This window comes from Legionella maioricensis (assembly GCF_023618015.1).
Taxonomy (GTDB): Bacteria; Pseudomonadota; Gammaproteobacteria; order Legionellales; family Legionellaceae; genus Legionella; species Legionella maioricensis.
Window position 1 is genome coordinate 88248 of sequence record NZ_JAJKBJ010000006.1, and the last position, 22350, is coordinate 110597.

Sequence of the window (22350 nt, forward strand, 5' to 3'; positions counted from 1 at the left end):
GGCCTTATTATTTTTTGATGGCGGCCACTTTAAAGTTAATGGTCACATCGTCTTTGATTTCATCCGTTCCTGCCCAATCTCCTTGACCTACGCCAAACTGAGTTCGTTTAATTGTTGTACTACCAACAACTAGGCCTTTGCTAGGGTCGGGTTGCTCTCCGGTAAAGTTTAAAGTAACGGGCACTGTTTTATCGCGAATAGTCAACGTTCCTTTTGCCTGGTAAGCCTTATCACCTGTTTTCTCAATCTGGGTTGCTTTAAATTCAGCTTTGGGAAAAAGTTTGGCATTGAACCAGTCTGGACTGATCAGGGTTTCTTTTAATTGGGCATAAGAGGCGCTGACTGAATTGATATCCACAACAATATCAATGCTGCTATTTTTTAAGTCATTAGGGTCGATTAACAGGGTACCGGAAAACGTTTTAAATTCACCAGAAACTGCCGCACCATTTTGAGTAGCTGTAAAAGTCAATTGACTTTCTCCCGGTACAATCTGCCAGGAGGGCGGAGAGGATTTAGCTGCCAACGGGATTAACAACAGTAAAGAAACCAGGCATCGTTGCATAACGTCCTTTATAATCATGATATCATCCTCCATAGATGTCGTTTTATTCAATCAAAGAATGTTGGGGGCATACGGGCATGAAGAAAAATAGTGGCAAGCAAACCGTGCTTTAACACATTTTTGTGACCATATGGTTTCAGCGCATAAACTAAAACCCAAATACAATAATTCTTTTAAGTCTTCGCTATCTAGATACATCACTTAACCTCAGACTATTTACTATCTGGATATTCATTTTTGCTGGCTAATGATGCCAATGTGTCATTAATGTGCTGCCCATTACTTTGAAATGGCTCATAAAAATCCTTTTTATTTGGCTAAAGAATCAGCTACGGTACTTTATTTTATATTTAACGACAAAAAGATACCTATAGCATTTTAAATGTAGGGCGTTTATTCTAATTGATCAAGTATTATTATTTTTACCTGCGCAGTATTCTAATTTTAACGGAAAAAAATAATATGAATAAACGACAAATACAAAATACTGCTGTGATTGTAGCTGCTGTAGGGGCTTCGATCCTTGTGGTGTATACCAATACCAATTGGCTTTCGCCAAACCATAAAACGGAAGAGCGTGAGCGTTGTTATAATGTAGTGCGTACAGGAAAAAATGACTGTGGGAATGCGAAGCATGCTTGTGCGTCTCAAGCGACAATTGATGCTGATCCTGAAGAGTTTGTCATGGTACCCAAGGGACTGTGTCAGCGTATAGCCGGAGGAAAGGGTGCTTAAATACATGCAATTACCACTTCGAGTCAGAGAAGAGATAGAAGCACAACAGTACAGAAGTGAATTGCTGGTTTCAGGGGTACAGCTGGGGGTTATCGCATTATTGTTTATTATAAATTTTTGTATGCCGATAAGTTACTCTCCAGATGCACCTGTCGATTCTGCCTCCTTAGGGCTGTGGTTATTCGCTATTCTGACCTTGGTACGATTATGGTTTGCCTATACGAAGCAGCTAACTCCAGTATTTCTTGGGTTTTCAATAGTTGCAGAAATGGTATTGTTACTCTTTATTATTTGGACGTATTATTTACAGTATGAAACTACAGCAACCATTAATCTTAAAAACACCCATATTAATTATGTTTTTATCCTGATTGCACTGCGCGCGCTTCGTTTCGAACCCAAATGGGTGCTCTTATCAGGACTTACTGCGACAGTTTGCTGGACTATTATTGTTTGGCAGACTTTATCCAGTGCCGGTATGAAGGTGATTACCTGGGATTATGTAACCTACGCGTCCACCCGAAGTGTTTATTTAGGTGCCGTATTCGATGTGATTTTATCAATCGTATTAGTCACGGTGATTATTGCCTTGGTACTTAAGCGTTCAAAAGAAACGTTGTATCAAGCGGTGGCAGAGACCAATGCGGCAAAAGATCTGGCTCGTTTTTTTGATACCAGCGTTGCAGAAAAAATCACCCATTCCGAATCAGCATTACAAGCAGGTTATGGTGAACTACGTAAAGCTGCCATTATGTTTATCGACATGCGTGGTTTTACTGTGTTATCAAAATCACTATCACCTAGCGAATTGATAGGACTTCTGGGGGAGTATCAGAGTTTATTGGTTCCTCTCATTCAAAAATATAATGGTGCTATCGATAAATTTATGGGGGATGGAATTATGGCAAGCTTTGGTGCTGTAACTCCCTCTAGTACCTATGCTGCAGATGCGTTAAGAACCGTTGATGCCATTATGGCCGCAGTAGAGGCATGGAATGATGCACGAAATAAAAAAGGAGAGCTTCCTGTGAGGGTGGGAATAGGGCTTGCCATTGGTGAAGTAGTATTCGGCGTTATAGGTGATGCACAACGATTGGAATATACCGTCATTGGGGAGACTGCGAATCTGGCTGCCAAACTTGAGAAACATAACAAAGTAGAACATTCACTAGCATTGACTACCACAGATACTCTTAGAGAAGCGCTGGAACAACGTTATGAGAATATAATGCCAAGAAAAGAACTTGCCGCAAGGACGGTAGCTGGGGTTGAGGCTCCCATCGATCTAGTGGTTCTCATATGATTTATCCTTATCCACACTTCCATAAAAGCTCATTTTTTATCAAAAAGTGTAATGCGGGAATCAAATCAAAAGTCGGATTTACCTGGAGCATATATTCATAGGATTGCGTCAGCGTACACCGTTTTTTTATATAATTCAGGAAATCAAACAGGTCCTGAGAAACCCAGTGAATTAGTACCTGATGATGTTGGCGTGAAATAACGGCATAACAGGGCTCTACCTGTAAAGCGATGTCCTCCTTTTCCGTTGGATGCTCAACGAGCTCCAAAATTTCTTTTAAGAAAAAGGGGGATGAATATAAAAATACCGTTGGATTAAAGCGTAAGCGCAATTTTTCCAGGCGACTATCCAGCATATTTTGTAAGAACACCGGATTAAGAGGCCGATAATTAGCCGCACAGTAGCTTAAATGCTTCAACCATTCTATTTGGGCGATATCTTTTAAATAGACAAGAGAAGCTATCGCATTCACCGTTTGGAGAAAACCAGGGAACTTGCCCCCCCAATCATCCAAACAACCAGTCTCAGGAAGATTAATTTCTTTACGGATAAAAGCAAAGGCTAAACTATTGGCACATTCCTGTCCAACCAATTTCCAAACCGAAGGAAAGGTAATTTCCAAGGCCTTAGCCAGATTTTGCATAATGGTATTACGATAAACGCTAAATCTAAGCTCGGGAGCAATCTGATTTTTGCGAATATGCGGAATAATGGCGCAGTTTTTGCGATCGAATACGCTTGCATAGAAATCATTTTGAATTTGTTTCATTGTGTCCATAAGATACGGATTTTCTCGCCTCATTTAATAAAATTTGCAACTCCGGTATTTCTGCATCCCACTCTATCAAAGTAGGGACAATGCCTGTGTGTTTTACTGCATGGCGATATAACTCCCATACATCCTGACATACATAATTATCATGGGTATCTATCAGCAAGAAATTTATTTCATCTTGAGTATGCACAGCATGTCCGGCCAGATGAATTTCCTGCACCGAACTGGCTGGAATTGCTTGAATGTATTCGTGAGGATTCCAGCCGTGATTAAAGCTGGAGACATAAATATTATTCACATCCAGTAAAATGTTCACATCGGTTCGTTTCACTAATTCTGCTAAAAACTCGGCTTCTGAATAAGTAGACGTTTGATATTCCAAGTATGAAGATGGATTTTCTATTAATAATGTTCTTTGCAAATAGTTTTGCGCACAGTCAATGTTATCCTCAATAACTCTTAAACTTTCTTCATTGTAAGGGATGGGTAATAAATCAGGTAAATAGACCTGCCCTGGGGAGCTCCAGGATAAATGTTCGGAAACTAAAACCGGTTCAAAGCGTTTTATCAGTGTTTTTATCCGTTTTAAATGGTCCTTACTAATCCCTTGGGCAGAACCCAAGGATAAGCCCACGCCGTGAAAACTTAATGGATAATGTTGGCGAATAGAAAGAAGCAGGTCTATCACTGGCCCACCGTGTAACATCAGATTCTCAGTGTGTACTTCCAACCAATCAATATCCGGTTTTTCCTCTAATATCTGATAATAATGAGGACTTCTTAAACCGATACCGATCATATCACCCGTTATTTTTTGCATGCCGTTTATTCGTCACCAAGAATGAATCTAAATCGTATTTTACTTTATGGTGCAGGAAACTTGTCCATTATCGAGTTGCAGTTGATTACCACCGAAATCCGTCATAAATTGCCCCGTATAAGCATGGCTATTTTGAGCTAATTGCGCAGAAATAAAAATTCTCGGACGGGTTGTCTCTTCATGATCCATAGCAACTAAAAGTAGATTACCCGATCTCATGCTAAATCGAGTGACGTCTACAGGATAAGAAAAATCAATTTCAGGTAAATCACCAGTTTTTCCGGGGACGATAAAGGAAATAGGATCTTCTATTCCTTTCATAGTACAAATAACGGATTTTTGTGCGGCATATGCCGTCATTGAGCTCACTAAGCTTAGTAAAAGGGTGAGGAAAAAATGTTTCATATCAACCGACTCGCCTACTCTTTTAATTAGGTCATGTAACAATTCATAGTTAATAATTAACCAAGTAGGTTAGCGAAGTCAATTCCTTATAAAAAACGTTTTTGTTTGATCTGTTTGCAGACGGAGGAACATCAATCTTCCTAACCTGCCCTTGATCCGCTAGAATCAGCATTCTTAAATGAAATGAACTAAATTTATGTTGCATATCGCTCTCTATCAGCCTGAAATCCCTCCTAATACAGGAAATATCATCCGACTATGTGCCAATAGCGGCGCGCAGCTGCATTTAATCCATCCGCTTGGATTTTCACTTGATGACAAGCGCATGCGGCGGGCGGGACTTGATTATCATGAATGGGCATCCGTGCTCCATTATGATGATTGGCAGGCTTTTGCGGAACAAAATGCCACGCGCAGAATCTTTTGTTGCACTACCAAAAGTAAACAAAGCTATAGTGATGTGGTTTATCAACTGGAAGATGTACTTTTATTCGGGCCAGAAACACGTGGCTTACCCGAAGAGATTTGGAAAAATAATCTCGCAATTCGTATTCCTATGCGCGAGCAGAGTCGTAGTCTTAATTTATCCAATGCAGTAGCCATTATTCTTTTTGAGGCATGGCGACAACTTCAGTTTGCTTAGTTGAGCCTCTTGGACTTTCGTCTACTGAAAATCAAGCCGAGGTCCAACAGGTACAATTTGAGTCGGATTGATGGTCTTATGACTATAGTAGTAATGTTGTTTAATATGTTCAAAATTCACGGTTTGCTTTATACCTGGATGTTGGTAAAGCTTCTTCAAATAAGGTTGTAAATAGCGATAATCACTGATCCGTTGTTGGTTGGTTTTGAAATGGCCAAAATAAACGGCGTCAAAGCGAATTAAAGTAGTAAATAAGCGCCAGTCGGCCTCCGTTAATTGTCCCCCTACCAAATATTCGTTTTGACTCAGGTGTCTATCGAGTTCGTCCAGAGTAGCAAAGAGTTCATAAAAAGCGTGTTCGTAGGCTTCTTGAGTCGTGGCAAAGCCACATTTATAAACCCCATTATTAACGGTTGCATAGATTTTGTCATTCATCGTATCAATTTCTTTAGCCAAAGCGGGAGGATAGAAATCCTGGTGGTTGCCGGTTAGGTGATTAAAAGCGCCATTCAATTGTCGGATGATTTCAGCTGATTCGTTACTCACAATAGTTTCTTTTTTCTTGTCCCATAAAACTGGAACAGTCACTCTGCCGGAGTATTGGCTGTCAGCCTTACAATAAAGTTCATAGAGGTAACGAAGTCCATAAAGCGTATCACCTGTTGTGCCATCCATCCCGGTCTTAAATTCCCAACCGTTTTCTAACATGTGCGGATGAACCACAGACAATCCAATATAGGATTCCAGTTTTTTTAATGTTCTAAAGATTAAGGAGCGATGTGCCCAGGGGCAAGCGAGTGAAACGTATAAATGATAGCGTCCTTTTTCAGCAGGGAACAATGAATCTGTTTCTTGAGTAATTGCCTGTCTGAATTGAGCTGATTCTCTTTTAAAAGCACCACCGGTATGGCTGGTATCATACCAACTGTCTTGCCATTGGCCCTTAATTAAAGCCCCCATTATTCCTCCTCACTTAATTCTGAACAAGCAGTATGCCGTGATTTTTTAAGGCGCTGGCATAGTGCGAAAACCCACTGCTAACCGATTCCAACTATTAATGGTAATAATGGCCATGGTTAAATCTACGGTTTCCTTTTCACTAAAATAATGAAGCACTTCCTGATAGACTTCATCCGGTGCCTGTGTTGCTGGTAACAAGGTAACAGCCTCTGTCCAGGCTAAAGCCGCTCGTTCACGCTCCGTAAAAAAAGGAGTTTCGCGCCATACTGCCACCGCATATAAGCGACGCTCGGATTCCCCTGCTTTGCGCGCCTCAGTGGTATGAATATCCACACAATAGCCGCAACCATTAATTTGGGAAGCACGAATCTTTACCAGATTAAGTAAGGATTTTTCCAGACCACTGTTATTAATATAACGTTCAAGGCCTAACATGAGATTTACCGCTTCGGGAGCAGTTTTGTAATAATTAATTCGAGAAGTCATTTTTTGTCCGTTCACGCTTTAGTTATAATATGAATCTAAGCATTAATTCATCTATTTCGCAAATAAGTATTATTCAGTTTAGGACTCCAATGGTACTACCTTAGATGTAAGTGAGTAGGATGGTGGAGTAAAACGACCGTTCCCCGGTTTAAAATAATTTCTGTTAGTTAAGTTTTCTGTTGTATGTATTTCTCCGGGCAATCAAAAAAGAGGTATTGGCATTTTTAGTCCTCACCAATGATGGTGAAATTTATGCTAGAAGTTGATAATGAAGAGACATAAACCAGGAGCTCTTTGTTCGTATTGTACAAAAATTATTTTTTGTTGTATAAGGATTTAAATTCAATATAGAGGATAAAAAATGCAAGATTTGTTATGTATCTGCTCTATTTGTGGGAACTCCTTTCCTTCGCATGACCTGGTCTCTGGAGAATTGGTACGAAAAGAGATCGTCAAAGAAATTAAGCAGACCTGTAAAAATTGGAATGAGGGACAATTTATATGCATTGCCGATCTGGCAACGATGCGCTCCCGTTATGTACATTCATTACTGATGTCTGAGAAAAATGAGCTTACTTCCTTAGAACAAACCGTCATTGATAACCTTCGTAAACAGGAACTGCTGTCTATTGACATTGAAGAAAAATTCGACAATAAATGGACATTTGGTGAGCGCCTTACTGACAAGATTGCCCGTTTTGGTGGTAGTTGGTGGTTTTTAATTAGTTTTGCTATTTTTCTTACACTTTGGATAGTAACCAATTCTTTAGCCTCCTGGAGAACTCCTTCCGATCCTTATCCCTTTATTTTCCTAAATTTGCTCTTATCTTGTATTGCTGCAATTCAAGCTCCCGTGATCATGATGAGTCAAAACCGCCAAGAAGCAAAAGATCGCATGCGTTCACAGCATGATTATCAAATTAATTTAAAAGCAGAGCTGGAAATTCGCAGCTTACATGAAAAAATAGATCATTTGCTTTCTCAGCAATGGGAAAAAATGACAAAGATACAAGAAATTCAACTTGAATTACTATCTGAACTTCATAAAAGCAAGAAAACGGGGGCTGTTCCTGACTTGATTAATTAAAAAGTTACGTTTCTTCTATAGGCATTAGCACCCACCCATCTACATTGAGGGTCTTTCTGCCGTAGAAGGGGGGGCGGCCTGGTTTTCCTTAACAGCAGGTAATGGAACATGAAGAGTTACATTAGCTGGCGAAACTTTTGTTGAGGCAGTCGATTGAGTTACTCGGGGTGTGGCTTTGGTGAAAGTCGATAGAGCGGGAGATATTTCCGCGATTTTTATTCGAGTCTTGGGCGTTTGATTCAGAAGGGCCTCTGCAATCAGATCCAGTTGTTTATTATCTTCTATGACGTTTTTTATACTCTCTAAAGAGGATGAATCATTTTTTTCAATATCCTCACTGATTGCTATAACCGCACCACTTGAATGATAGCCGCAGCTTACCCCATCTAATGCAGATTGGGTACCCAGCCGGTATACCTCAATATCCTGCTCTAAAATCAGACTATGAGTGATGCGACCAAAGCCCAACTTAAACTGAATCACTCGAAAAAGTGAAGTAAAATAATACCATACTGTTTCAAGCAGGTTAGATTTATCTGCTGAATTTAGGAAGCGTTCCGGATCACTGATGTGGGAGTCAAAAAGGACCATTTTTCCTTCGCGATCTTTATGAAAGGCAGCATAATGACGCTCACCGATTCCTTTGCCAATAAGTGAGGCACTCACACTAAAATTCATATTGCCTAATTCACGGCTAATCGTGGCAACGGTCTCTTCATAAGGGGGCTCAAAAAAATCAGATGCAGTAACCGGTTTAACCGCTAAGGGTGTTGACATGACGACCGCATTTTTTTCCAAGTTATAGAAATAAGATACTTCAAACTCTACTTCCGGGTTGATTGTGACTGTAATCGTCTTTTCTTGCCATTGTTCTTTCTGGGAAAAATGGTTTTTAATCACGCGATTCATTTCGCCAGAGTACAACATGTGTCTTGCCATTAAATTACTCAAGTAAGGCAAATAAATGCCATGAGTGTACAGTATAAATGAGAGATTCGGTACCAATAGGATGAAATTTTGTTTGTGTGAATGAAATTTGTTAGAAATGCAGTAATTAAGGCGGCTTTATATCTTTATATAACGTATTTTTAAATCCATTGGCATCAAAAGGCTAAGTATCATTTTTAACAAGAGGCAAATCGGACCATTGGGTCGTGTAGGCCGGTGATTTTAGTTCCGACTTCATCGCCCAGGATTTTGAGAAGCCCTCAGCAGCAAGTTTCATCGTATTACGACCGTACTTGCGATTGATCTCATCAAGTATCGTCATGACTTGCTCCGTTTTTGGGAGAGATTTATTCGCTTGATGAAACAGATCTAACTGATAATGGTCTTTGCTCACCAGTGCTTCTAAACAAACGCCAACTTTTTTATATTGAAAACCTGATTTATATATTTTTTGTAAACACTTCTTGGCATGGTGGGTAATTAAGCGCAAATCATCTGTTGGAGTCACTAGTTCTATGGCCGCGGATCGATTATATTGGGCCAGATCTTCACGAAAACGATTTGTTTTTACAAAGACATAGATTGACTGTGCCAGCGAGTGCTGTTGCCGTAATTTCTCATAAACATGGGTACAATGCGCACTAACCGCTTGCGAGAGGGGGGCGAGTTCTGTCTGCATCACCCCAAAAGATCGTGAGGATAAGATCGATTGTTTGGGTTCTGCTGGTACAAGACCCGAACAAGAGATTCCCTGTAGTTCCATTGCCGTACGCATCATGACTACATTATATTGCTTTCTTAGTAAGTGAGGATTGATAATCGCTAAATCATGGGCAGTATAAATGCCCTGTTGTACTAATTTTTTATGCCATTGTCGACCAATTCCCCATACATCGGCTACACTCATATTTTTTAGCCAATGCTGCTGTCCACCGATATTAAAAATCGGGTCTTTAAGTTCTTTTTTACAAAGATAATTCGCTGCTTTTGCAAGAGTTTTTGTTGGGCCAATGCCTATTGACGTAGGAATTCCTGTGTACTTTAAAATCTTTTTTTGTAACTCTGCACAAAATGATTCGTGTAAATGAAAAGGCATCATACTTAAATCAAGAAAGGCTTCATCAACAGAGTAAATTTCAACATTATCCCAGGCTTCTTCAAGTATTGACATAATGCGCTGAGAGAGATCTCGATAAAGAGTGTAATTTGAAGAGAAGACATGGACATGATGTTGTTTACAAAAACCTTTAACCTTAAAGTAGGGCTCACCCATTTTAATACCTAAAGCCTTGGCTTCATTTGATCGTGAAATAATGGCTCCATCGTTATTACTCAATACAATCAATGGCTTATTACGTAAATCAGGTCTAAAAAGTCGCTCACAACTTGCAAAAAAGTTGTTACAATCGATTAAAGCATACATGGCCATTTTCATACGTCTTTCATAATATGTTTTACAACACCCCAGATAACCAAATCTTGCTCCTCCGTAATATCAATGGGTTTATATTTCTCATTTTCTGGTAGCAATTGAATTCGTCCGTTAATGACTGATAAACGTTTCACAGTTAGTTCCCCATTAATCGCGGCAATCACAATTTTTCCGTGGGTTGCTTCGATACTTCTATCAACAACCAGCATATCGCCTTCGTGAATATGAGCATTAGTCATTGAATCCCCGGAAGCGATGACAAAGAACGTTGCGGCAGGGGTTTGGATGTATCGCTTATTTAAATCCAAATAGGTTTCGATATAATCATCACCAGGTGAGGGGAACCCTGCGCGTACTTTGCTTGAGTACAAAGGCACTCGATAATTGGTTTGCATATCGAGAAACAATAAAACCTCTTCGACACGAGAGTGTGGAATGCGGACCAATTTGGTGGCTTCATTATATTTCCCCCCTTTGGGGCGCCCTGCGCCTGGTCTTTTGCCGCCTTTTGCCATTATGCCACTCTCTATGATTTTAGTAACTAAATTCAATATTAAATTTAAAACAGGGTATTGTAAACTAGCTGGAGCGGATTCCGGGCGTAATGGGATTAGTTACTCTTTAACCGGGTAAGCCAAATAATTAACGATTTTCCAATCCCCTTTATTGTTGCGTTGGAAAACATCTAGCCCTTCATCTTGAGTCTTGGCGATTACTTTACCGTGTTGTGATATTTCTAGAAACCAGGTAATTCTCACACTGGCCCAATCATGAGCTTGGTATACCTCATGGAGTTTGAAATGGTATTCATAGTGACGTTTTTCGTGAAAAATTTTTTTAAATCCATTGCAGATTGAGGCATAGTTTTTAGTTGGTGCTCCTTGATAATCCGCAGTCACATTGATGGAAAATAATTTACAGGACTCTTTCAGGTCGTGGTGATTAAACGCATTCGTCCATGCAGAAAAAAGGCGTTCAAACATCTGCACATCGGCTGTTTTTTCGGCCGCAGCTGAATTTGCCACCATCAAAACGGGGCTCATAACAAGAAACAGCACTCTCCATAGCAGCATTTTGTTCTCTATAAATTTACTTGTGTTGTTTGTAGTGTATCCTGAGGTCGATTAGAGTTTCTATGAATTCATATTTTTCCTTATATTGTTTATTTCCTTAAAAAATGAATTATTAGAAACTGTTGACCTTTTATCCTTTTTGGCATTGGTACATTGCACAATTCCCGTACACCTGGATCCCGCGGACGAGTGACGTCCTAATAAGTCATATGACTATAAAAAATGCTTACCACAAATGAAGTGGGATATAAGGGTAAGTTTAATTTAATTGTTTTGCAAATTAAGTTTACGATATTGAAATAATATGCCGGCATCTTATTGTTTTTTAATAGGATTAAGTGTTTTATTTTTCCATGGATTGGGCAAATAAATAGATGTCGTTTTACAAATTAATAAGAGTAAATAGGTTAAAATTCAATCTGTTATGTATTTCTCTTCTCTATTAAATCCAAGAGTGGCAAATAAATAGACCACTTTAAAAGCGCAGCAATCAATAAGAAGGCACTTTGGTGTTAATATGACCTTCGTGGTGTGTTATAATTCATCTTATTTTAAATATTATTTAATCTAATGTGGTCTGTATGAAAGAGCTTGATATTACATTGCAATCTTATACTGCTGATTATAAAAAAGTGGATTTTATGTATGAGCAGTTTCTTCGATTAAAAGAAAAAGTTGATGAAGTGCTCTTATTTGGACCCTGTAATAGTGATGCAGCTGAGGAAGCAAAAAAAGTTTATTATTCTAGGCGCGACAAGCAAGGACAGCGTCCATTTTTTTCTCCACAATATCGTAAGGATAAGTTGGATGCTCTTCCGGCAGTGATTGCCAGTTCGTTGAGTCTGTCTACAGCTCCCCAAACTATGGGCAAGCCCGCCGAAGTTTATGAGCACTTTTTTAAATTGGCGTATCTTTATGGAACAGGGACTTGCGAGTTTTATGCTATCGTTGGCGCTTATTTTTTAGCTACTGAATTCGATGTAGAGCTGTCAATCGAGACAATTTATTCTGAACAAAGCCACACATACATCAGGTTACACACCAGCTCTGAGTTTGCTATGGATTTTTGGTCTCCCATGCTTTGTTTATATACCGATACCATATCATGGAATGAGTTTTTTGGTTCTCGGTACATGCGTGATGCTGGTTCGGAGATAAAACAGCACATTCGATTGAACAAGGAGGAGTTGCTTGCTATGGGGAAGCGTGTTTTTTCGGAGGAAAACACCGAACTGCGATTACACCTCATCGAAGAAGTGCTCCTTTTAGTGCGACAAGAAAGTGGTACAGAGGCATCAGATAAAGAATCGGATTTAAAATCATCTGAATGTTCAGGAAATGCTATTCAGTAAAGTATTTTTCTCTCAGCCCATAGACTAACAAAAGTCTTCAATTATTCATTAAATCCAATAATAATCTCCCCATTTAATAATGGTTGTTCGAATTTTTTAGTTTGGCCCAGATATTAGTGAACATTTCTCGATTGATGTATGGCATTTTTTATTTATCTGTTGTAAATAATCTTTAAATGGTTACAACTGATGATTAAGAGCATTAGAAAATGACCCAAATTGTAATTTAGCTCGGTGAGTTACAATAGAGTTTTGGGAGATATTCTCTTAAGGACGTCTTAAGAATTAAAGTCGTATAATCGAGGTGCTAAAATTTTAAAATAGGAACATGTTATGACTTTAATAGAGTTCAACCAATTCTTATTACGCAATTCCCATGTTACTGGAAGAGTAGTTAGTAACGTCTTTGAAAATAAGCCCTCATCGATAAAACCATTTTTCTTTCAACGCTATCAGTCTACATCAGATCCCTTTTACAGGGCTTCTTCAATAGTTTCCGCTCCTATATGTTTGGCCGTTGTAGCCGTAGAATTTGCTGGAGCATCTATCCTGTATGCTATTAAATCTGCGCTGGATTTAGCAACGTTAAATCCAGGCCAGGCAAAAGAAAATGGTGGGGGTGCTATAAAATTGTTAATGGCAATGACTGCTGCTCTATGCATAGCAATCCTAAGTCCCTTAATCAATGCGCTGGATTTAATTGGCGGAGGGGTTAATACCTTACTTTCGCCGGACAGCCACGTAGGAAATTATTCGACTTTATCTTTTTAGTGGTTTCTTAGAAATTTAAGTTGATTTGGGGCTAGTAGCAAATAGAGAAATGTGCCTCTTAATTTTTATTTTCACGGATTTTTATTCTGAGCGTCGATTGGTATTAACAGCTCTCAGCATCAATTAAAATCTCTTCAACAAGAGTATTTTTAAAAACAGCATGCTTATGTAAGCCAACTGCAATGACGGCTGGGGCAAGCTCTCTCATCGTTTGAATTGCGTCCTGCTTCTGTTGTTCGGTAGCATTATTGCTTTCCAATATTTCAGTATTAGCTAAGAATGCCGCTATAGTCCCTTTGCGGATTAAGGTTCCGTTGATAGTCGTACTATTAATGTCCTCTGGTAAAATATTTTCGGGGGTGACAGGATTATTATTTTTCATCTTTTCTTCTCGTCATTTATTGGTTTTTTTAATCGACTTATTCAATTCATCATTAAGTTTCATGCGGTTAATTTTCCACTTAAATTCATCAGAATCAATAAGATTCCTCGGGGATTTAATAGTTTCCTAACTGATCTAGCTGTACTATAATCCTCAATCGATGATGAATTAAAACACATCATTAGCCCCTTGGGAACATTATATTGGGGGGTAGACAACTACTAGAATTCCATTTCTGTTTAATAAGGATAAATATATGAGACGAACACATGGTCACCACCAGGCAACACCACCTAGTCATTCAAATACAGTTGTTGTATCTAATCCCGGCACTCAAACTATCGTTGTGGTATCAAACCCCATTCCAGTTCCTTCTCATCCAACGCATACTCCTCATCTTCACGCTCATAATCCCAATGGTTTTCATTACCATGCTCCATCTCATGAACACGAACATTCTCATCAACCTTCTCATACTCATGGGCATGGACATCCGTAATTCAGTTTTATAAATAAGCAATTTTAGTGCTTGAAATTAGCGAAAGTCATTCAAAAAGCACAGATAATGCACAGATATATTGTGAATGACTTTCTTGTATCAATGGGCAATCGTGGTTGATTTCAAAAATTGTTCCACTGTGATGTGAGCAAAAAGTATTATTGGAGAGGGAAAAGAGTATCAATGTTTAATTATACAGGAACTTATACTGATCTATATCAACTTAAAATGGCACAGGTTTATTTTCTCAAAGAGAGGAAAAATCATGAGGCTGTTTTTGATTACTTCTTCCGTAAACTTCCTTTTGAAGGTGGGTATGCTGTTTTTGCCGGACTGGAAGATCTACTTGAGGTACTGCACCATATTCACTTTGATACACGTGATATTGCTTTTCTCCAAACTCAAGGGTTTCACGCTGACTTTCTTGAATATCTGAAAAATTTTCGTTTTAAAGGTACTGTTTATGCTCCTAATGAAGGGGAAATCGTATTTCCTACGGCTCCTGTAGTCACTATTGAAGCTAATATTATTGAAGCACAAATAATTGAAACCATCCTTTTAAATATTCTCAATTTTCAAACGCTTATTGCTACAAAAGCCAGTCGAATGAGGCAGGTTGCAGGTCATCGCAGGTTAATTGATTTTGGGCTAAGAAGAGCCCAGGGACCTGGTGGTTATTATGCTAGTCGTGCTGCTATTATTGGCGGATTTGACGCGACAAGTAATGTACGTGCTGGGCGTGATTACACTATTCCAATCGTTGGGACGATGGCGCACTCCTTCGTCCAAAGTTATGAGGATGAGTTATCCGCTTTTCGTGATTTTGCCGAAATTAATCCCGATGACTGTATTTTGCTTGTTGATACATACAATACATTAAAAAGTGGAGTCCCTAATGCCATAAAGATTGGCAAAGAAATGGAAGCACGTGGGCAACGTCTTAAAGGAATCCGCTTAGATAGTGGCGACTTAGGCGATTTATCAAAAAAAGCGCGTCACCTGTTAAATGAAGCAGGGTTGAAGGATGTAAAAATTACGGCATCCAATCAACTCGATGAGGATGCCATTAAAACTCTATTAGAGGAAGACGCACCTATAGATGCCTTTGGAGTAGGGACTAACCTGGTCATCGGACGTCCCGACGCTGCTTTGGATGGCGTCTTCAAACTGGCATTCGCTCATCATAAACCCCGGATCAAGCTTTCCGAAAATGCTACCAAAACCACCTTGCCGTATAAAAAACAAGTGTACCGAATCATCGCAGAGGACGGTCTCTTTGGGGGCGCTGATGTTATCGCTCTGACGGATGAAGAAGCATTAGATACGATGTATCATCCTTTTGAATCGTTAAAACCACGTTCCATTAAAAATTTTAAATATGAGCCCTTGTTACACAAGATTATGGAAAATGGTATTCGTTTATCCGCCTCAAAGACTCTTAAGGAAATAGCTCAATACTCCAAACAATGTTTGGATAGGCTACCTGCTGAATATAAATGCTTGAGCGCTCCTCATTTATATCAAGTGGGATTAAGCAGCAAATTAAAAATGCAGCGAGATCAGCTGATTGAAGAATATGAAAGGAAAAGCGCGTGAAAACACTAATCATATTAGATATGCAGAATGATTTTATGCCCAAAGGAGCGTTAGAGGTACCCAATAGCGATAGTATCATTCCCGTAATTAATGATTCATTAGTGAAGTTTGATTTGATTGTGGCTACCCAGGATTGGCATCCAGCAAATCACAAAAGTTTTGCCTCCAATCATCCTGGGAAAAAACCTTTTGAAAAAAACATTGTGCATGGCGTAGAGCAAACACTTTGGCCAGATCACTGCGTACAAGGAACATGGGGGGCAGAATTTCATCCGGATCTTGAAACTCGACCCATAGAGGTTATTTTCCGTAAAGGCATGGATGTAGACAGAGACAGTTACAGCGGATTTCGCGATAATTACAGCAAAAAAAGCACCGGTTTGGCAGGTTATCTGCACGAAAAAGGAGTTAAAGAACTTTATTTCTGCGGTTTATGTGCTGATATTTGTGTTTATTATACCATTAAGGATGCAATTAAAGAGGGATTTAACTGTTGTTTGATTGAGGATGCTACCTGCCCTCTGGACAGGGTTCGGTTTCAAAAAATAAAAACAGAATTATTGCAACAAGGTGTCGACATTTTAAAAAGTGGCGAGATTTAAAAAGGGTATCCTGGTGATATTTTGAGCTGATATCTCATTTTGGTGGATACCGCGCATAACGCGCGGTACGTCGGCGTTGAAGAAAAAAAGTCAACAGCTCCTATTTTTGCGAAAGATAAGTAGTACTCGCAACATGATGCTCTGTCTCTGCATCCAAGCCATTATTTCCACAGTATGATGCAATTTTAATTAATGTTTCATCTTGGACTTTACTTATGGTTTTTCCTGTAGCTTGTTGAAAAGAATGCTCTTGCTCCTTAGTCATTGCCATGAAAAAGCCACCTTGTCTTTTCACTTGGGCCAGAATTTGAGCTTTTTCGCAAATGTTGTCGAAACTTTTTGCCCCATTATCGGAGAAGAACTTGAGCGATTTAGGATAGGGTCTACCTCCTAGGTTTTTGGCTAAGAATAATGAGTTTATAGGGTCGATGATTAATGAACTAAAATTATCTTGATCCAGTTTATCTACATGAGCCAAACAGTTTGCGGCACTTGCCAGAGTTTTAATAAAACTCATTTTGGGAAAAAGGAGCTCCAGATTGGACTGGTTTAAAAGACCAGCTTTTTTCATCGTTTTTAACAGACTGAGGAAGGCACCTTGGGATATTCTGGATTGACAAACAGCGAGAGCAATAGGCTCTTTATGTAAATTATTTTCTCGTAAATACTCTAAAACTCGTGTTGTCATTTCTGCGCATTCAGGATGTTGAAGCATCGTTTTACACGCTTCGGAAGCAGGAGTTCCGAGTTTATCAAAGAAAACTAATCCTAAAGCTAACCCCCTGGCATGTTCAGGATAAGTCCTGACAACGTTTAGAGTTTCTTCGCGATACGATTGTTCTTTTTTAAGTATAACAATAGCTTTTGCCACGGGGACAGGCTCTGGGATGACGCCACAAAGGATTTTTAGCTCTTTGTCCTCCAACCCAATTTCACTTAAGATAACTACTGCCTCTGCGAAATCTGTGCTGGCATGAGGATAATTAAAAACATGCGTTAAAATTAAGAAAAGATGTTCAGAAGGTACTTTAATTTCTCTAAGTTTCTGAATGGCAAATGCTACATCGATACTGTATTTTGTTGGAGTTAAAATCTGCTTTAGCCAAGGCTTGAGCTCCCAACCGGCGGAATTGAAAGCCTTAATGATTTCTTCAGCAAATGAGCTTTTATCTAATGTACCTTCTACCCCTAATAAATCATCAAATTGTTCTTGGGTTATCGGCAACACTTTAAACAATTTACTAAAATAATAAGGATGCTTTAGTTGCAAAGTCTTGGCCACATTTGTTGCAGTAAGCAAGCCTGAATTTACAGAAACTAAGGTGTCTATGATCTGGTGAATGAAGAGAACGTCTTTTGCATCCGTCAATAAGGCCACTAAATTATCAATATGAATTTTATGTTGGTTTAAAAGACATAATAACTTAATGTAAACAAATAACTTGTTTGCCTCACAGTTATTAAGAAACTTAAAAAAGAGTGCTTTATCAGTATCCTGCATTCTTTTAGATAATTTGAATAAGGCGAGCATTTCAGATGAATTTATTTTGTGTGCTAAAGACATCACGAGGGGCGCCAACTCTTTAGCATGCTCCGAATTTCTCTCAAAAAAAACGAGATTGTCTGCCGTTAATCTCTCATTATGCTGCAGCAGGTCAAGTACCGCAAAACCACCAAACCCATTAGCCAGATCACGAAAAGCTTCGCCACTTAGTGAATCACTTCTCGTATTTTTTCCCAATAAAATTTCTACTAAACCGTAGAGCTCTTCAGGAGAGAGGTCTCTTTCTTTTCCTTCAATTTTTTTAACGAAAGGACGAAGCTCTTTAATATGAGGCTCATCCTTGAATAGGGTTCGCCAATAACCTTTCTCTGAATCGTAAAAGCCGAGTTTTTTTATTACAAAAGAGTTCTTCATTAACTGTTCCTTGTTATATGGTTTGACACGCTCTAAATTAAGTCTTTGGAAATTAATACAATTAGAAAAAAGCCAACAATAAAATTTTTCTCTCTATTTAGCAATATATTTAATGGTTAATAAAAAAGAGCGGAAGCTAGAAGTAAAGAGATTGCAAACATCATCAGATAAGAATTAAAAATCCCTAATTCTTTATCAGGAATTGGATATGCCTTATTGGATAGAGCAATCGAAACGATTGTTAAGTCTTGATTAAAAAAACGAGTATGGACTGCTACCTCATAAAACTGGCAAAAAAAATAGTGAGTAACTATAGTTTAGTAAGGAATCGGAACGATAAGGACTTATTATGATCTCTGTGATTAAATTAGTAGCCATATTCTTTTTTATCGGGTGTTCATTAACCGCGTTGGCGGCAAATATTCCTTCAGATAATCTAGGGGCTGAAAAATACGATGCGATAAAATGTGTTGCTGATGCAACACAGAATTGTATTAATAGTGTGTGCCTGAATTCAAGTCAAAGAAATTGCCAGGGAAGTTGTGCAAAAATGGCTCAGCAAAAATGCCGAGCAGAAAACTATAACTGAGAACACTCTTCAGAAACAAATCGACCCCGGCGAAGAGTTCCCCCATTTTATTTTTGAAGTTAGTTGTATTCCATTGTATAGTCATGCTGGTTTATCCCGCCATCACCGATAGGTTGAATTTTATGCCATTGGAGTTAAACATGCCTGAATTAGTTTGTACTGCCGAATTGACAGCTAAGCCCAATAAGGTTGAAAGCTTATAGAAACGTTAGCTAAATTAATTCCTTTAACCCTAAAAGAAGAAGGTTGTTTGCGCTATGAAATGCATCGAAGTACAGATAATCCTGATGTAGTGTTTTTTATTGAGCGTTTTAAAAATCAGGACGCTTTTGATAGTCATCTTAAAACCTCTTATGTAAAAAATTTTATTGATAACGAGGCGCCATTGTTAGTCGATAATATGGAATTGAAGTTCTATCATGAAATCATAGTGGGATAATCTGAACCTGTTCTGCAAGTGTACAATCAATAATGCCTTTAAAGTTATCACGACAAATGCAGCAAAGAGAATTCAACAATGTCCTTTAACAGGTTTTTATATGTTACCCATAATTGAAACGAAGCGCTTGATTTTACGCACTCCCACCCTTGGCGATGAAAGGCCATTAAATCAGGCGATTAATGAGTCATTACCAGAGCTTCAGCGATGGATGCCCTGGGCTTCAGATCCCAGTCTTGAGCCAACCATTCAGTTTGTTCGGGCCGGTATTGAAAGTTGGCGAGATGAAGATCAAAGAGATTTTCCACTGGTTGTTGTGCATAAAGAGTATCAAGAAATCATTGGGGCTTGTGGTTACAACTATCGCAGCAATCCAATGGTACCGCTCTATGAAATTGGCTATTGGCTGATGACCAAATACACTGGATTGGGATTAGCAACCGAGATGGTCACCGCATTGGCTCGATTTGCTTTTGAAACCTTACATGCAGCAAGAGTTCAGATTGTGACTCAGGTTGAAAATATTCGTAGCAGACGAGTTGCAGAAAAATGCGGTTTTGAGATTGAGTCCAGATTGCATCATTATTGCATTGACTGCGTTACGAAAAAGCCCGCAGATGATTTAATGTTTGTTTGTTTTGATCCCCATCAGCTGATTTACAAGGAGCCCCTTGGTGCGGAATAACTCTCTATCGCTCACACAATGCCGCCAGAGTTTCCTCACCTAAGGTCTGGACCAACTCTTTAGCTTTCATTTTGCGGATGAGTTCTACTCCTTGTCCAGCCCATAAAGATAAGAATTCAGATCGCCCCAATTCAGCAGCTTTCTTTCTGATATCGCGAGTAAAGGCGTTTTGAGCGGGAAAGGGCAGGATGGAGCGCTCCTGCTTTTCCATTTCTATCATGAAGCGATTCTTAATACCACGTGCCCAACGCCCTGAAAAAGCACGAGTGAGCTGGGTGGTATTGCCCTGAGCATGATGCAGCGCTTCTCGGTAAGCCGGTGTTGTTCCTGCTTCATCACATAATAAAAAGGCCGTTCCCAATTGAGCTGCTTGAGCCCCTAGAGTGAGGACTGCCGCAATACTTCTTCCATCCATGATGCCACCTGATGAAATCACTGGTATTTGAAGTGTGTGAGTCATAATTCGGGTCAGTATGAATGTCCCCATTAGAGAGTCCTGCTGATCCGCAAAAAACATGCCGCGATGTCCGCCTGCCTCTATGCCTTGCACCACAACGGCATCAACCCCGCTTTCTTGCAGGGCAATACCTTCCTCAAGAGTAGTCGCTGTGCCTATAGTCATTATTTCTTGTTTTCGACATTCTTTAATAATTTTTTTATCGATTAATCCGAAAGTGAAACTAAAAACAGCGGGTTTACATTTTAGCACCACTGCCATTTGTTCTTCGAAAGACTCTTCAAAAGGAGCTTGAATCAACGGCTCAGGAAGAGCTAGCTCTTGCCTGAATGGGTGGGTAACCTTGAGTGCTGCATTAACTTGGGTTGCATTGATCTCCAGGGGCTGCGCAGGCGCAAATAAATTAACTCCAAAAGGCCTTGGAGTAAGCTTTTTAATGTGATTGATTGTTTGCTCAATATCCACCGGTGGCAAATAGGCCGCGCCTAATGAGCCCAGAGCGCCCTCATTTGAAACCGCAGCGACTAATGCCGGTGTTGATGGACCGCCGCCCAAGGGCGCCTGGATGAGGGGCCATGTCAGACCTAATCGTTTGCAGAAAGGGGTATTAAGCATAGGATGTGACATGATTTTCCTTCCGTTGAAAATGTTTATAGTAGTCTAAAATCAGAGAGACGGTGTTTCATCGAAATGTTTTTCTAATGTACTCAAATGAAATAGACTCTTTTATGATTCAGTACTATTAAACAATTATTATAATTTAGTTTTAAGGGATTAAAATGCTTCTAATGACATTTTGGCAGTTTGTAAAAAAACTTTTTTTTAGTTGGAGCCAAGATAGAATTTCAAGTCAAGCTGCCGCACTTGCTTATTACACCGTATTTTCTTTGATGCCCATTTTATTGATATGTATTTCAATCGTGGGCATATTATTTGGTGAAGATGCTGCTCGCGGTGAAATAGTGGCGCAAATAAGCCGTTTAATAGATAAGGAAACTGCGTTACAAATCCAGGAAATAATTCTCAGTGCCAATAAACCCACTACAGCATTTTATGCCAGAATAGTTAGTCTTGTTGTTCTTTTGGTTAGCGCATCAGGGGTATTTAGTGAAATCCAACAGGGGCTAAATAATATATGGGGTGTCAGAACAAGGTCCGATCTAGGATGGCTTGTAAAAATAAGAAGTAGGTTTTTCCCCTTTATCATGGTTTTAGGAGTGGCTTTTTTATTATTAGTCTCATTGATTTTAAATACCTCTCTAGCCCTCTTAAGTAATTACCTGAATCGTTTTATGGGAACCAATATTTTTATTGACTTAATAATAAGTCACTTAATATCGTTTTTTATTATTACCCTATTATTTGCTATGACATTTAAAATTTTGCCCGATGTTGAGTTAAGCTGGCGTGATGTGTGGCTAGGAGCTTTAATCACTTCATTATTATTTAGTATGGGAAAAATTCTACTGGGATTTTATCTTAACAAATTTCATATAGCTTCAGTGTTTGGAGCTGCAGGCTCTTTAATTATCATCTTAGTCTGGGTCTTTTATTCTTCTCAAATTTTTTTTATTGGTGCAGAAATCACGAAAATTTTTTCTCTATATAAAGGGAAAAAAATTATACCTTCGCGAAATGCCATTCTTATCGATTAAAAAATGGGACATTAATCGGTTCGGGGCCGAGGTTAAGAACGTCATCCAGAGCGCAGCGAAGGATCTCCAACATTTGGCTCATGCCCATTTCAGGAGATCCCTCGTCGCAAACTCCTCGGGATGACGGAACGCGGCTTAAGAGCTACTATTGAGCCGTCATCTCGAGCGTTAGC

Annotated in this window: 26 protein-coding genes; 13 read left to right on the forward strand and 13 right to left on the reverse strand. The window is 39.2% G+C overall.

From position 1 onward, the window contains the following. Positions 1-7 precede the first annotated feature (7 nt). On the reverse strand, positions 8-583 hold the full coding sequence (locus tag LOX96_RS07025) for a YceI family protein (RefSeq protein ID WP_250420891.1): 576 nt from the start codon (positions 581-583) through the stop codon (positions 8-10). A 444-nt stretch (positions 584-1027) separates the two neighbouring features. Here LOX96_RS07025 and LOX96_RS07030 point away from each other — a divergent pair, with 444 nt between their 5' ends. Both LOX96_RS07030 and LOX96_RS07035 read left to right on the forward strand, forming a co-directional pair. Continuing rightward, positions 1028-1300, forward strand: a complete 273-nt coding sequence (locus LOX96_RS07030; RefSeq protein WP_250420892.1) for a BufA1 family periplasmic bufferin-type metallophore — start codon at positions 1028-1030, stop codon at positions 1298-1300. A gap of 4 nt (positions 1301-1304) precedes the next feature. Beyond that, positions 1305-2603 carry an adenylate/guanylate cyclase domain-containing protein gene (locus LOX96_RS07035; protein ID WP_250420893.1) on the forward strand — a complete coding sequence of 433 codons (1299 nt, stop codon included), beginning with the start codon at positions 1305-1307 and terminating at the stop codon, positions 2601-2603. 7 nt (positions 2604-2610) lie between these two features. On the opposite strand, the gene LOX96_RS07040 is transcribed toward LOX96_RS07035, so the two are convergent. Genes LOX96_RS07040 through LOX96_RS07050 form a run of 3 tightly spaced genes read right to left on the reverse strand, consistent with a single transcriptional unit; the run spans position 2611 to position 4603 of the window. Further along, positions 2611-3372 carry an HvfC/BufC N-terminal domain-containing protein gene (locus LOX96_RS07040; protein ID WP_250420894.1) on the reverse strand — a complete coding sequence of 254 codons (762 nt, stop codon included), beginning with the start codon at positions 3370-3372 and terminating at the stop codon, positions 2611-2613. Beyond that, a complete protein-coding gene (gene bufB, locus LOX96_RS07045) occupies positions 3353-4198 on the reverse strand; it encodes an MNIO family bufferin maturase (protein ID WP_250420895.1) in 846 nt (281 codons plus the stop codon). Before bufB ends, LOX96_RS07040 begins: the two co-directional genes overlap by 20 nt. Positions 4199-4237: 39 nt before the next feature. Continuing rightward, positions 4238-4603, reverse strand: a complete 366-nt coding sequence (locus LOX96_RS07050) for a hypothetical protein (RefSeq protein WP_250420896.1) — start codon at positions 4601-4603, stop codon at positions 4238-4240. 196 nt (positions 4604-4799) lie between these two features. Between LOX96_RS07050 and trmL the strand changes: the two genes are divergently transcribed. Beyond that, positions 4800-5246: a tRNA (uridine(34)/cytosine(34)/5-carboxymethylaminomethyluridine(34)-2'-O)-methyltransferase TrmL gene (trmL, locus tag LOX96_RS07055; RefSeq protein ID WP_250420897.1), complete on the forward strand. Its 447-nt coding sequence runs from the start codon at positions 4800-4802 to the stop codon at positions 5244-5246. Positions 5247-5267: 21 nt separating this feature from the next. Here trmL and LOX96_RS07060 read toward each other — a convergent pair whose 3' ends face one another. After that, the gene (locus LOX96_RS07060) at positions 5268-6206 is read right to left on the reverse strand and encodes a glutathione S-transferase family protein (RefSeq protein WP_250420898.1); all 939 of its coding nucleotides are present in this window, start codon (positions 6204-6206) and stop codon (positions 5268-5270) included. A 45-nt stretch (positions 6207-6251) separates the two neighbouring features. Beyond that, positions 6252-6692: a carboxymuconolactone decarboxylase family protein gene (locus LOX96_RS07065; RefSeq protein ID WP_250420899.1), complete on the reverse strand. Its 441-nt coding sequence runs from the start codon at positions 6690-6692 to the stop codon at positions 6252-6254. Positions 6693-7053: 361 nt separating this feature from the next. Here LOX96_RS07065 and LOX96_RS07070 point away from each other — a divergent pair, with 361 nt between their 5' ends. Next, positions 7054-7779, forward strand: coding sequence for a DUF1003 domain-containing protein (locus LOX96_RS07070; protein ID WP_250420900.1), 726 nt, complete (start codon positions 7054-7056; stop codon positions 7777-7779). Positions 7780-7818: 39 nt separating this feature from the next. Here LOX96_RS07070 and LOX96_RS07075 read toward each other — a convergent pair whose 3' ends face one another. From LOX96_RS07075 to LOX96_RS07090, 4 genes are all read right to left on the reverse strand, one after another. Beyond that, positions 7819-8718, reverse strand: a complete 900-nt coding sequence (locus LOX96_RS07075) for a hypothetical protein (protein ID WP_250420901.1) — start codon at positions 8716-8718, stop codon at positions 7819-7821. Between the two features lie 172 nt (positions 8719-8890). Beyond that, complete coding sequence (locus LOX96_RS07080) at positions 8891-10150, reverse strand: Y-family DNA polymerase (protein ID WP_250420962.1); 1260 nt, start codon at positions 10148-10150, stop codon at positions 8891-8893. Between the two features lie 8 nt (positions 10151-10158). Then, positions 10159-10677 (reverse strand): LexA family protein, encoded by a 519-nt coding sequence (locus tag LOX96_RS07085; protein WP_489470557.1) that lies wholly within the window; start codon positions 10675-10677, stop codon positions 10159-10161. A 96-nt stretch (positions 10678-10773) separates the two neighbouring features. Further along, complete coding sequence (locus tag LOX96_RS07090) at positions 10774-11232, reverse strand: YybH family protein (RefSeq protein ID WP_250420903.1); 459 nt, start codon at positions 11230-11232, stop codon at positions 10774-10776. Positions 11233-11813: 581 nt separating this feature from the next. On the opposite strand from LOX96_RS07090, the gene LOX96_RS07095 reads away from it, so the two are divergent. Both LOX96_RS07095 and LOX96_RS07100 read left to right on the forward strand, forming a co-directional pair. Beyond that, positions 11814-12584 carry a hypothetical protein gene (locus LOX96_RS07095; RefSeq protein WP_250420904.1) on the forward strand — a complete coding sequence of 257 codons (771 nt, stop codon included), beginning with the start codon at positions 11814-11816 and terminating at the stop codon, positions 12582-12584. Positions 12585-12917: 333 nt separating this feature from the next. Further along, a complete protein-coding gene (locus LOX96_RS07100) occupies positions 12918-13355 on the forward strand; it encodes a hypothetical protein (RefSeq protein WP_250420905.1) in 438 nt (145 codons plus the stop codon). A 103-nt stretch (positions 13356-13458) separates the two neighbouring features. Here the strand turns inward: LOX96_RS07100 and LOX96_RS07105 are convergent, their stop codons facing one another. Continuing rightward, entirely contained in the window at positions 13459-13737 is a 279-nt protein-coding gene (locus LOX96_RS07105; RefSeq protein ID WP_250420906.1) for a hypothetical protein, read from the reverse strand. Positions 13738-13993: 256 nt separating this feature from the next. Between LOX96_RS07105 and LOX96_RS07110 the strand changes: the two genes are divergently transcribed. The 3 genes from LOX96_RS07110 to pncA all read left to right on the forward strand — a co-directional run bounded on the left by LOX96_RS07110 (position 13994) and on the right by pncA (position 16434). Then, on the forward strand, positions 13994-14236 hold the full coding sequence (locus LOX96_RS07110) for a hypothetical protein (protein ID WP_250420907.1): 243 nt from the start codon (positions 13994-13996) through the stop codon (positions 14234-14236). Between the two features lie 183 nt (positions 14237-14419). Next, positions 14420-15832 carry a nicotinate phosphoribosyltransferase gene (locus LOX96_RS07115; protein WP_250420908.1) on the forward strand — a complete coding sequence of 471 codons (1413 nt, stop codon included), beginning with the start codon at positions 14420-14422 and terminating at the stop codon, positions 15830-15832. Beyond that, positions 15829-16434, forward strand: a complete 606-nt coding sequence (gene pncA / locus LOX96_RS07120; RefSeq protein ID WP_250420909.1) for a bifunctional nicotinamidase/pyrazinamidase — start codon at positions 15829-15831, stop codon at positions 16432-16434. The genes LOX96_RS07115 and pncA overlap by 4 nt, the downstream gene beginning before the upstream one ends. Positions 16435-16534: 100 nt before the next feature. Here the strand turns inward: pncA and LOX96_RS07125 are convergent, their stop codons facing one another. After that, positions 16535-18352: a hypothetical protein gene (locus LOX96_RS07125; RefSeq protein WP_250420910.1), complete on the reverse strand. Its 1818-nt coding sequence runs from the start codon at positions 18350-18352 to the stop codon at positions 16535-16537. Between the two features lie 349 nt (positions 18353-18701). Between LOX96_RS07125 and LOX96_RS07130 the strand changes: the two genes are divergently transcribed. The 3 genes from LOX96_RS07130 to LOX96_RS07140 all read left to right on the forward strand — a co-directional run bounded on the left by LOX96_RS07130 (position 18702) and on the right by LOX96_RS07140 (position 20065). Then, entirely contained in the window at positions 18702-18941 is a 240-nt protein-coding gene (locus tag LOX96_RS07130; protein WP_250420911.1) for a hypothetical protein, read from the forward strand. A 199-nt stretch (positions 18942-19140) separates the two neighbouring features. Next, entirely contained in the window at positions 19141-19380 is a 240-nt protein-coding gene (locus tag LOX96_RS07135; protein WP_348645827.1) for a putative quinol monooxygenase, read from the forward strand. 100 nt (positions 19381-19480) lie between these two features. Next, positions 19481-20065 (forward strand): GNAT family N-acetyltransferase, encoded by a 585-nt coding sequence (locus LOX96_RS07140; RefSeq protein WP_250420913.1) that lies wholly within the window; start codon positions 19481-19483, stop codon positions 20063-20065. A 4-nt stretch (positions 20066-20069) separates the two neighbouring features. On the opposite strand, the gene LOX96_RS07145 is transcribed toward LOX96_RS07140, so the two are convergent. Next, entirely contained in the window at positions 20070-21149 is a 1080-nt protein-coding gene (locus LOX96_RS07145) for an NAD(P)H-dependent flavin oxidoreductase (RefSeq protein ID WP_250420914.1), read from the reverse strand. A gap of 152 nt (positions 21150-21301) precedes the next feature. Here LOX96_RS07145 and LOX96_RS07150 point away from each other — a divergent pair, with 152 nt between their 5' ends. Next, positions 21302-22177, forward strand: a complete 876-nt coding sequence (locus LOX96_RS07150; RefSeq protein ID WP_250420915.1) for a YihY/virulence factor BrkB family protein — start codon at positions 21302-21304, stop codon at positions 22175-22177. Positions 22178-22350 lie beyond the last annotated feature (173 nt).

What these genes read in the sequence shown, in the direction of transcription:
- LOX96_RS07025 (WP_250420891.1), bottom strand. Translation starts at nt 583, where the DNA reads ATGATTATAAAGGACGTTATGCAACGATGCCTGGTTTCTTTACTGTTG.
- LOX96_RS07030 (WP_250420892.1), top strand. Translation starts at nt 1,028, where the DNA reads ATGAATAAACGACAAATACAAAATACTGCTGTGATTGTAGCTGCTGTA.
- LOX96_RS07035 (WP_250420893.1), top strand. Translation starts at nt 1,305, where the DNA reads ATGCAATTACCACTTCGAGTCAGAGAAGAGATAGAAGCACAACAGTAC.
- LOX96_RS07040 (WP_250420894.1), bottom strand. Translation starts at nt 3,372, where the DNA reads ATGAAACAAATTCAAAATGATTTCTATGCAAGCGTATTCGATCGCAAA.
- bufB (WP_250420895.1), bottom strand. Translation starts at nt 4,198, where the DNA reads ATGCAAAAAATAACGGGTGATATGATCGGTATCGGTTTAAGAAGTCCT.
- LOX96_RS07050 (WP_250420896.1), bottom strand. Translation starts at nt 4,603, where the DNA reads ATGAAACATTTTTTCCTCACCCTTTTACTAAGCTTAGTGAGCTCAATG.
- trmL (WP_250420897.1), top strand. Translation starts at nt 4,800, where the DNA reads ATGTTGCATATCGCTCTCTATCAGCCTGAAATCCCTCCTAATACAGGA.
- LOX96_RS07060 (WP_250420898.1), bottom strand. Translation starts at nt 6,206, where the DNA reads ATGGGGGCTTTAATTAAGGGCCAATGGCAAGACAGTTGGTATGATACC.
- LOX96_RS07065 (WP_250420899.1), bottom strand. Translation starts at nt 6,692, where the DNA reads ATGACTTCTCGAATTAATTATTACAAAACTGCTCCCGAAGCGGTAAAT.
- LOX96_RS07070 (WP_250420900.1), top strand. Translation starts at nt 7,054, where the DNA reads ATGCAAGATTTGTTATGTATCTGCTCTATTTGTGGGAACTCCTTTCCT.
- LOX96_RS07075 (WP_250420901.1), bottom strand. Translation starts at nt 8,718, where the DNA reads ATGGCAAGACACATGTTGTACTCTGGCGAAATGAATCGCGTGATTAAA.
- LOX96_RS07080 (WP_250420962.1), bottom strand. Translation starts at nt 10,150, where the DNA reads ATGTATGCTTTAATCGATTGTAACAACTTTTTTGCAAGTTGTGAGCGA.
- LOX96_RS07090 (WP_250420903.1), bottom strand. Translation starts at nt 11,232, where the DNA reads ATGCTGCTATGGAGAGTGCTGTTTCTTGTTATGAGCCCCGTTTTGATG.
- LOX96_RS07095 (WP_250420904.1), top strand. Translation starts at nt 11,814, where the DNA reads ATGAAAGAGCTTGATATTACATTGCAATCTTATACTGCTGATTATAAA.
- LOX96_RS07100 (WP_250420905.1), top strand. Translation starts at nt 12,918, where the DNA reads ATGACTTTAATAGAGTTCAACCAATTCTTATTACGCAATTCCCATGTT.
- LOX96_RS07105 (WP_250420906.1), bottom strand. Translation starts at nt 13,737, where the DNA reads ATGAAAAATAATAATCCTGTCACCCCCGAAAATATTTTACCAGAGGAC.
- LOX96_RS07110 (WP_250420907.1), top strand. Translation starts at nt 13,994, where the DNA reads ATGAGACGAACACATGGTCACCACCAGGCAACACCACCTAGTCATTCA.
- LOX96_RS07115 (WP_250420908.1), top strand. Translation starts at nt 14,420, where the DNA reads ATGTTTAATTATACAGGAACTTATACTGATCTATATCAACTTAAAATG.
- LOX96_RS07125 (WP_250420910.1), bottom strand. Translation starts at nt 18,352, where the DNA reads ATGAAGAACTCTTTTGTAATAAAAAAACTCGGCTTTTACGATTCAGAG.
- LOX96_RS07130 (WP_250420911.1), top strand. Translation starts at nt 18,702, where the DNA reads ATGATCTCTGTGATTAAATTAGTAGCCATATTCTTTTTTATCGGGTGT.
- LOX96_RS07140 (WP_250420913.1), top strand. Translation starts at nt 19,481, where the DNA reads ATGTTACCCATAATTGAAACGAAGCGCTTGATTTTACGCACTCCCACC.
- LOX96_RS07145 (WP_250420914.1), bottom strand. Translation starts at nt 21,149, where the DNA reads ATGTCACATCCTATGCTTAATACCCCTTTCTGCAAACGATTAGGTCTG.
- LOX96_RS07150 (WP_250420915.1), top strand. Translation starts at nt 21,302, where the DNA reads ATGCTTCTAATGACATTTTGGCAGTTTGTAAAAAAACTTTTTTTTAGT.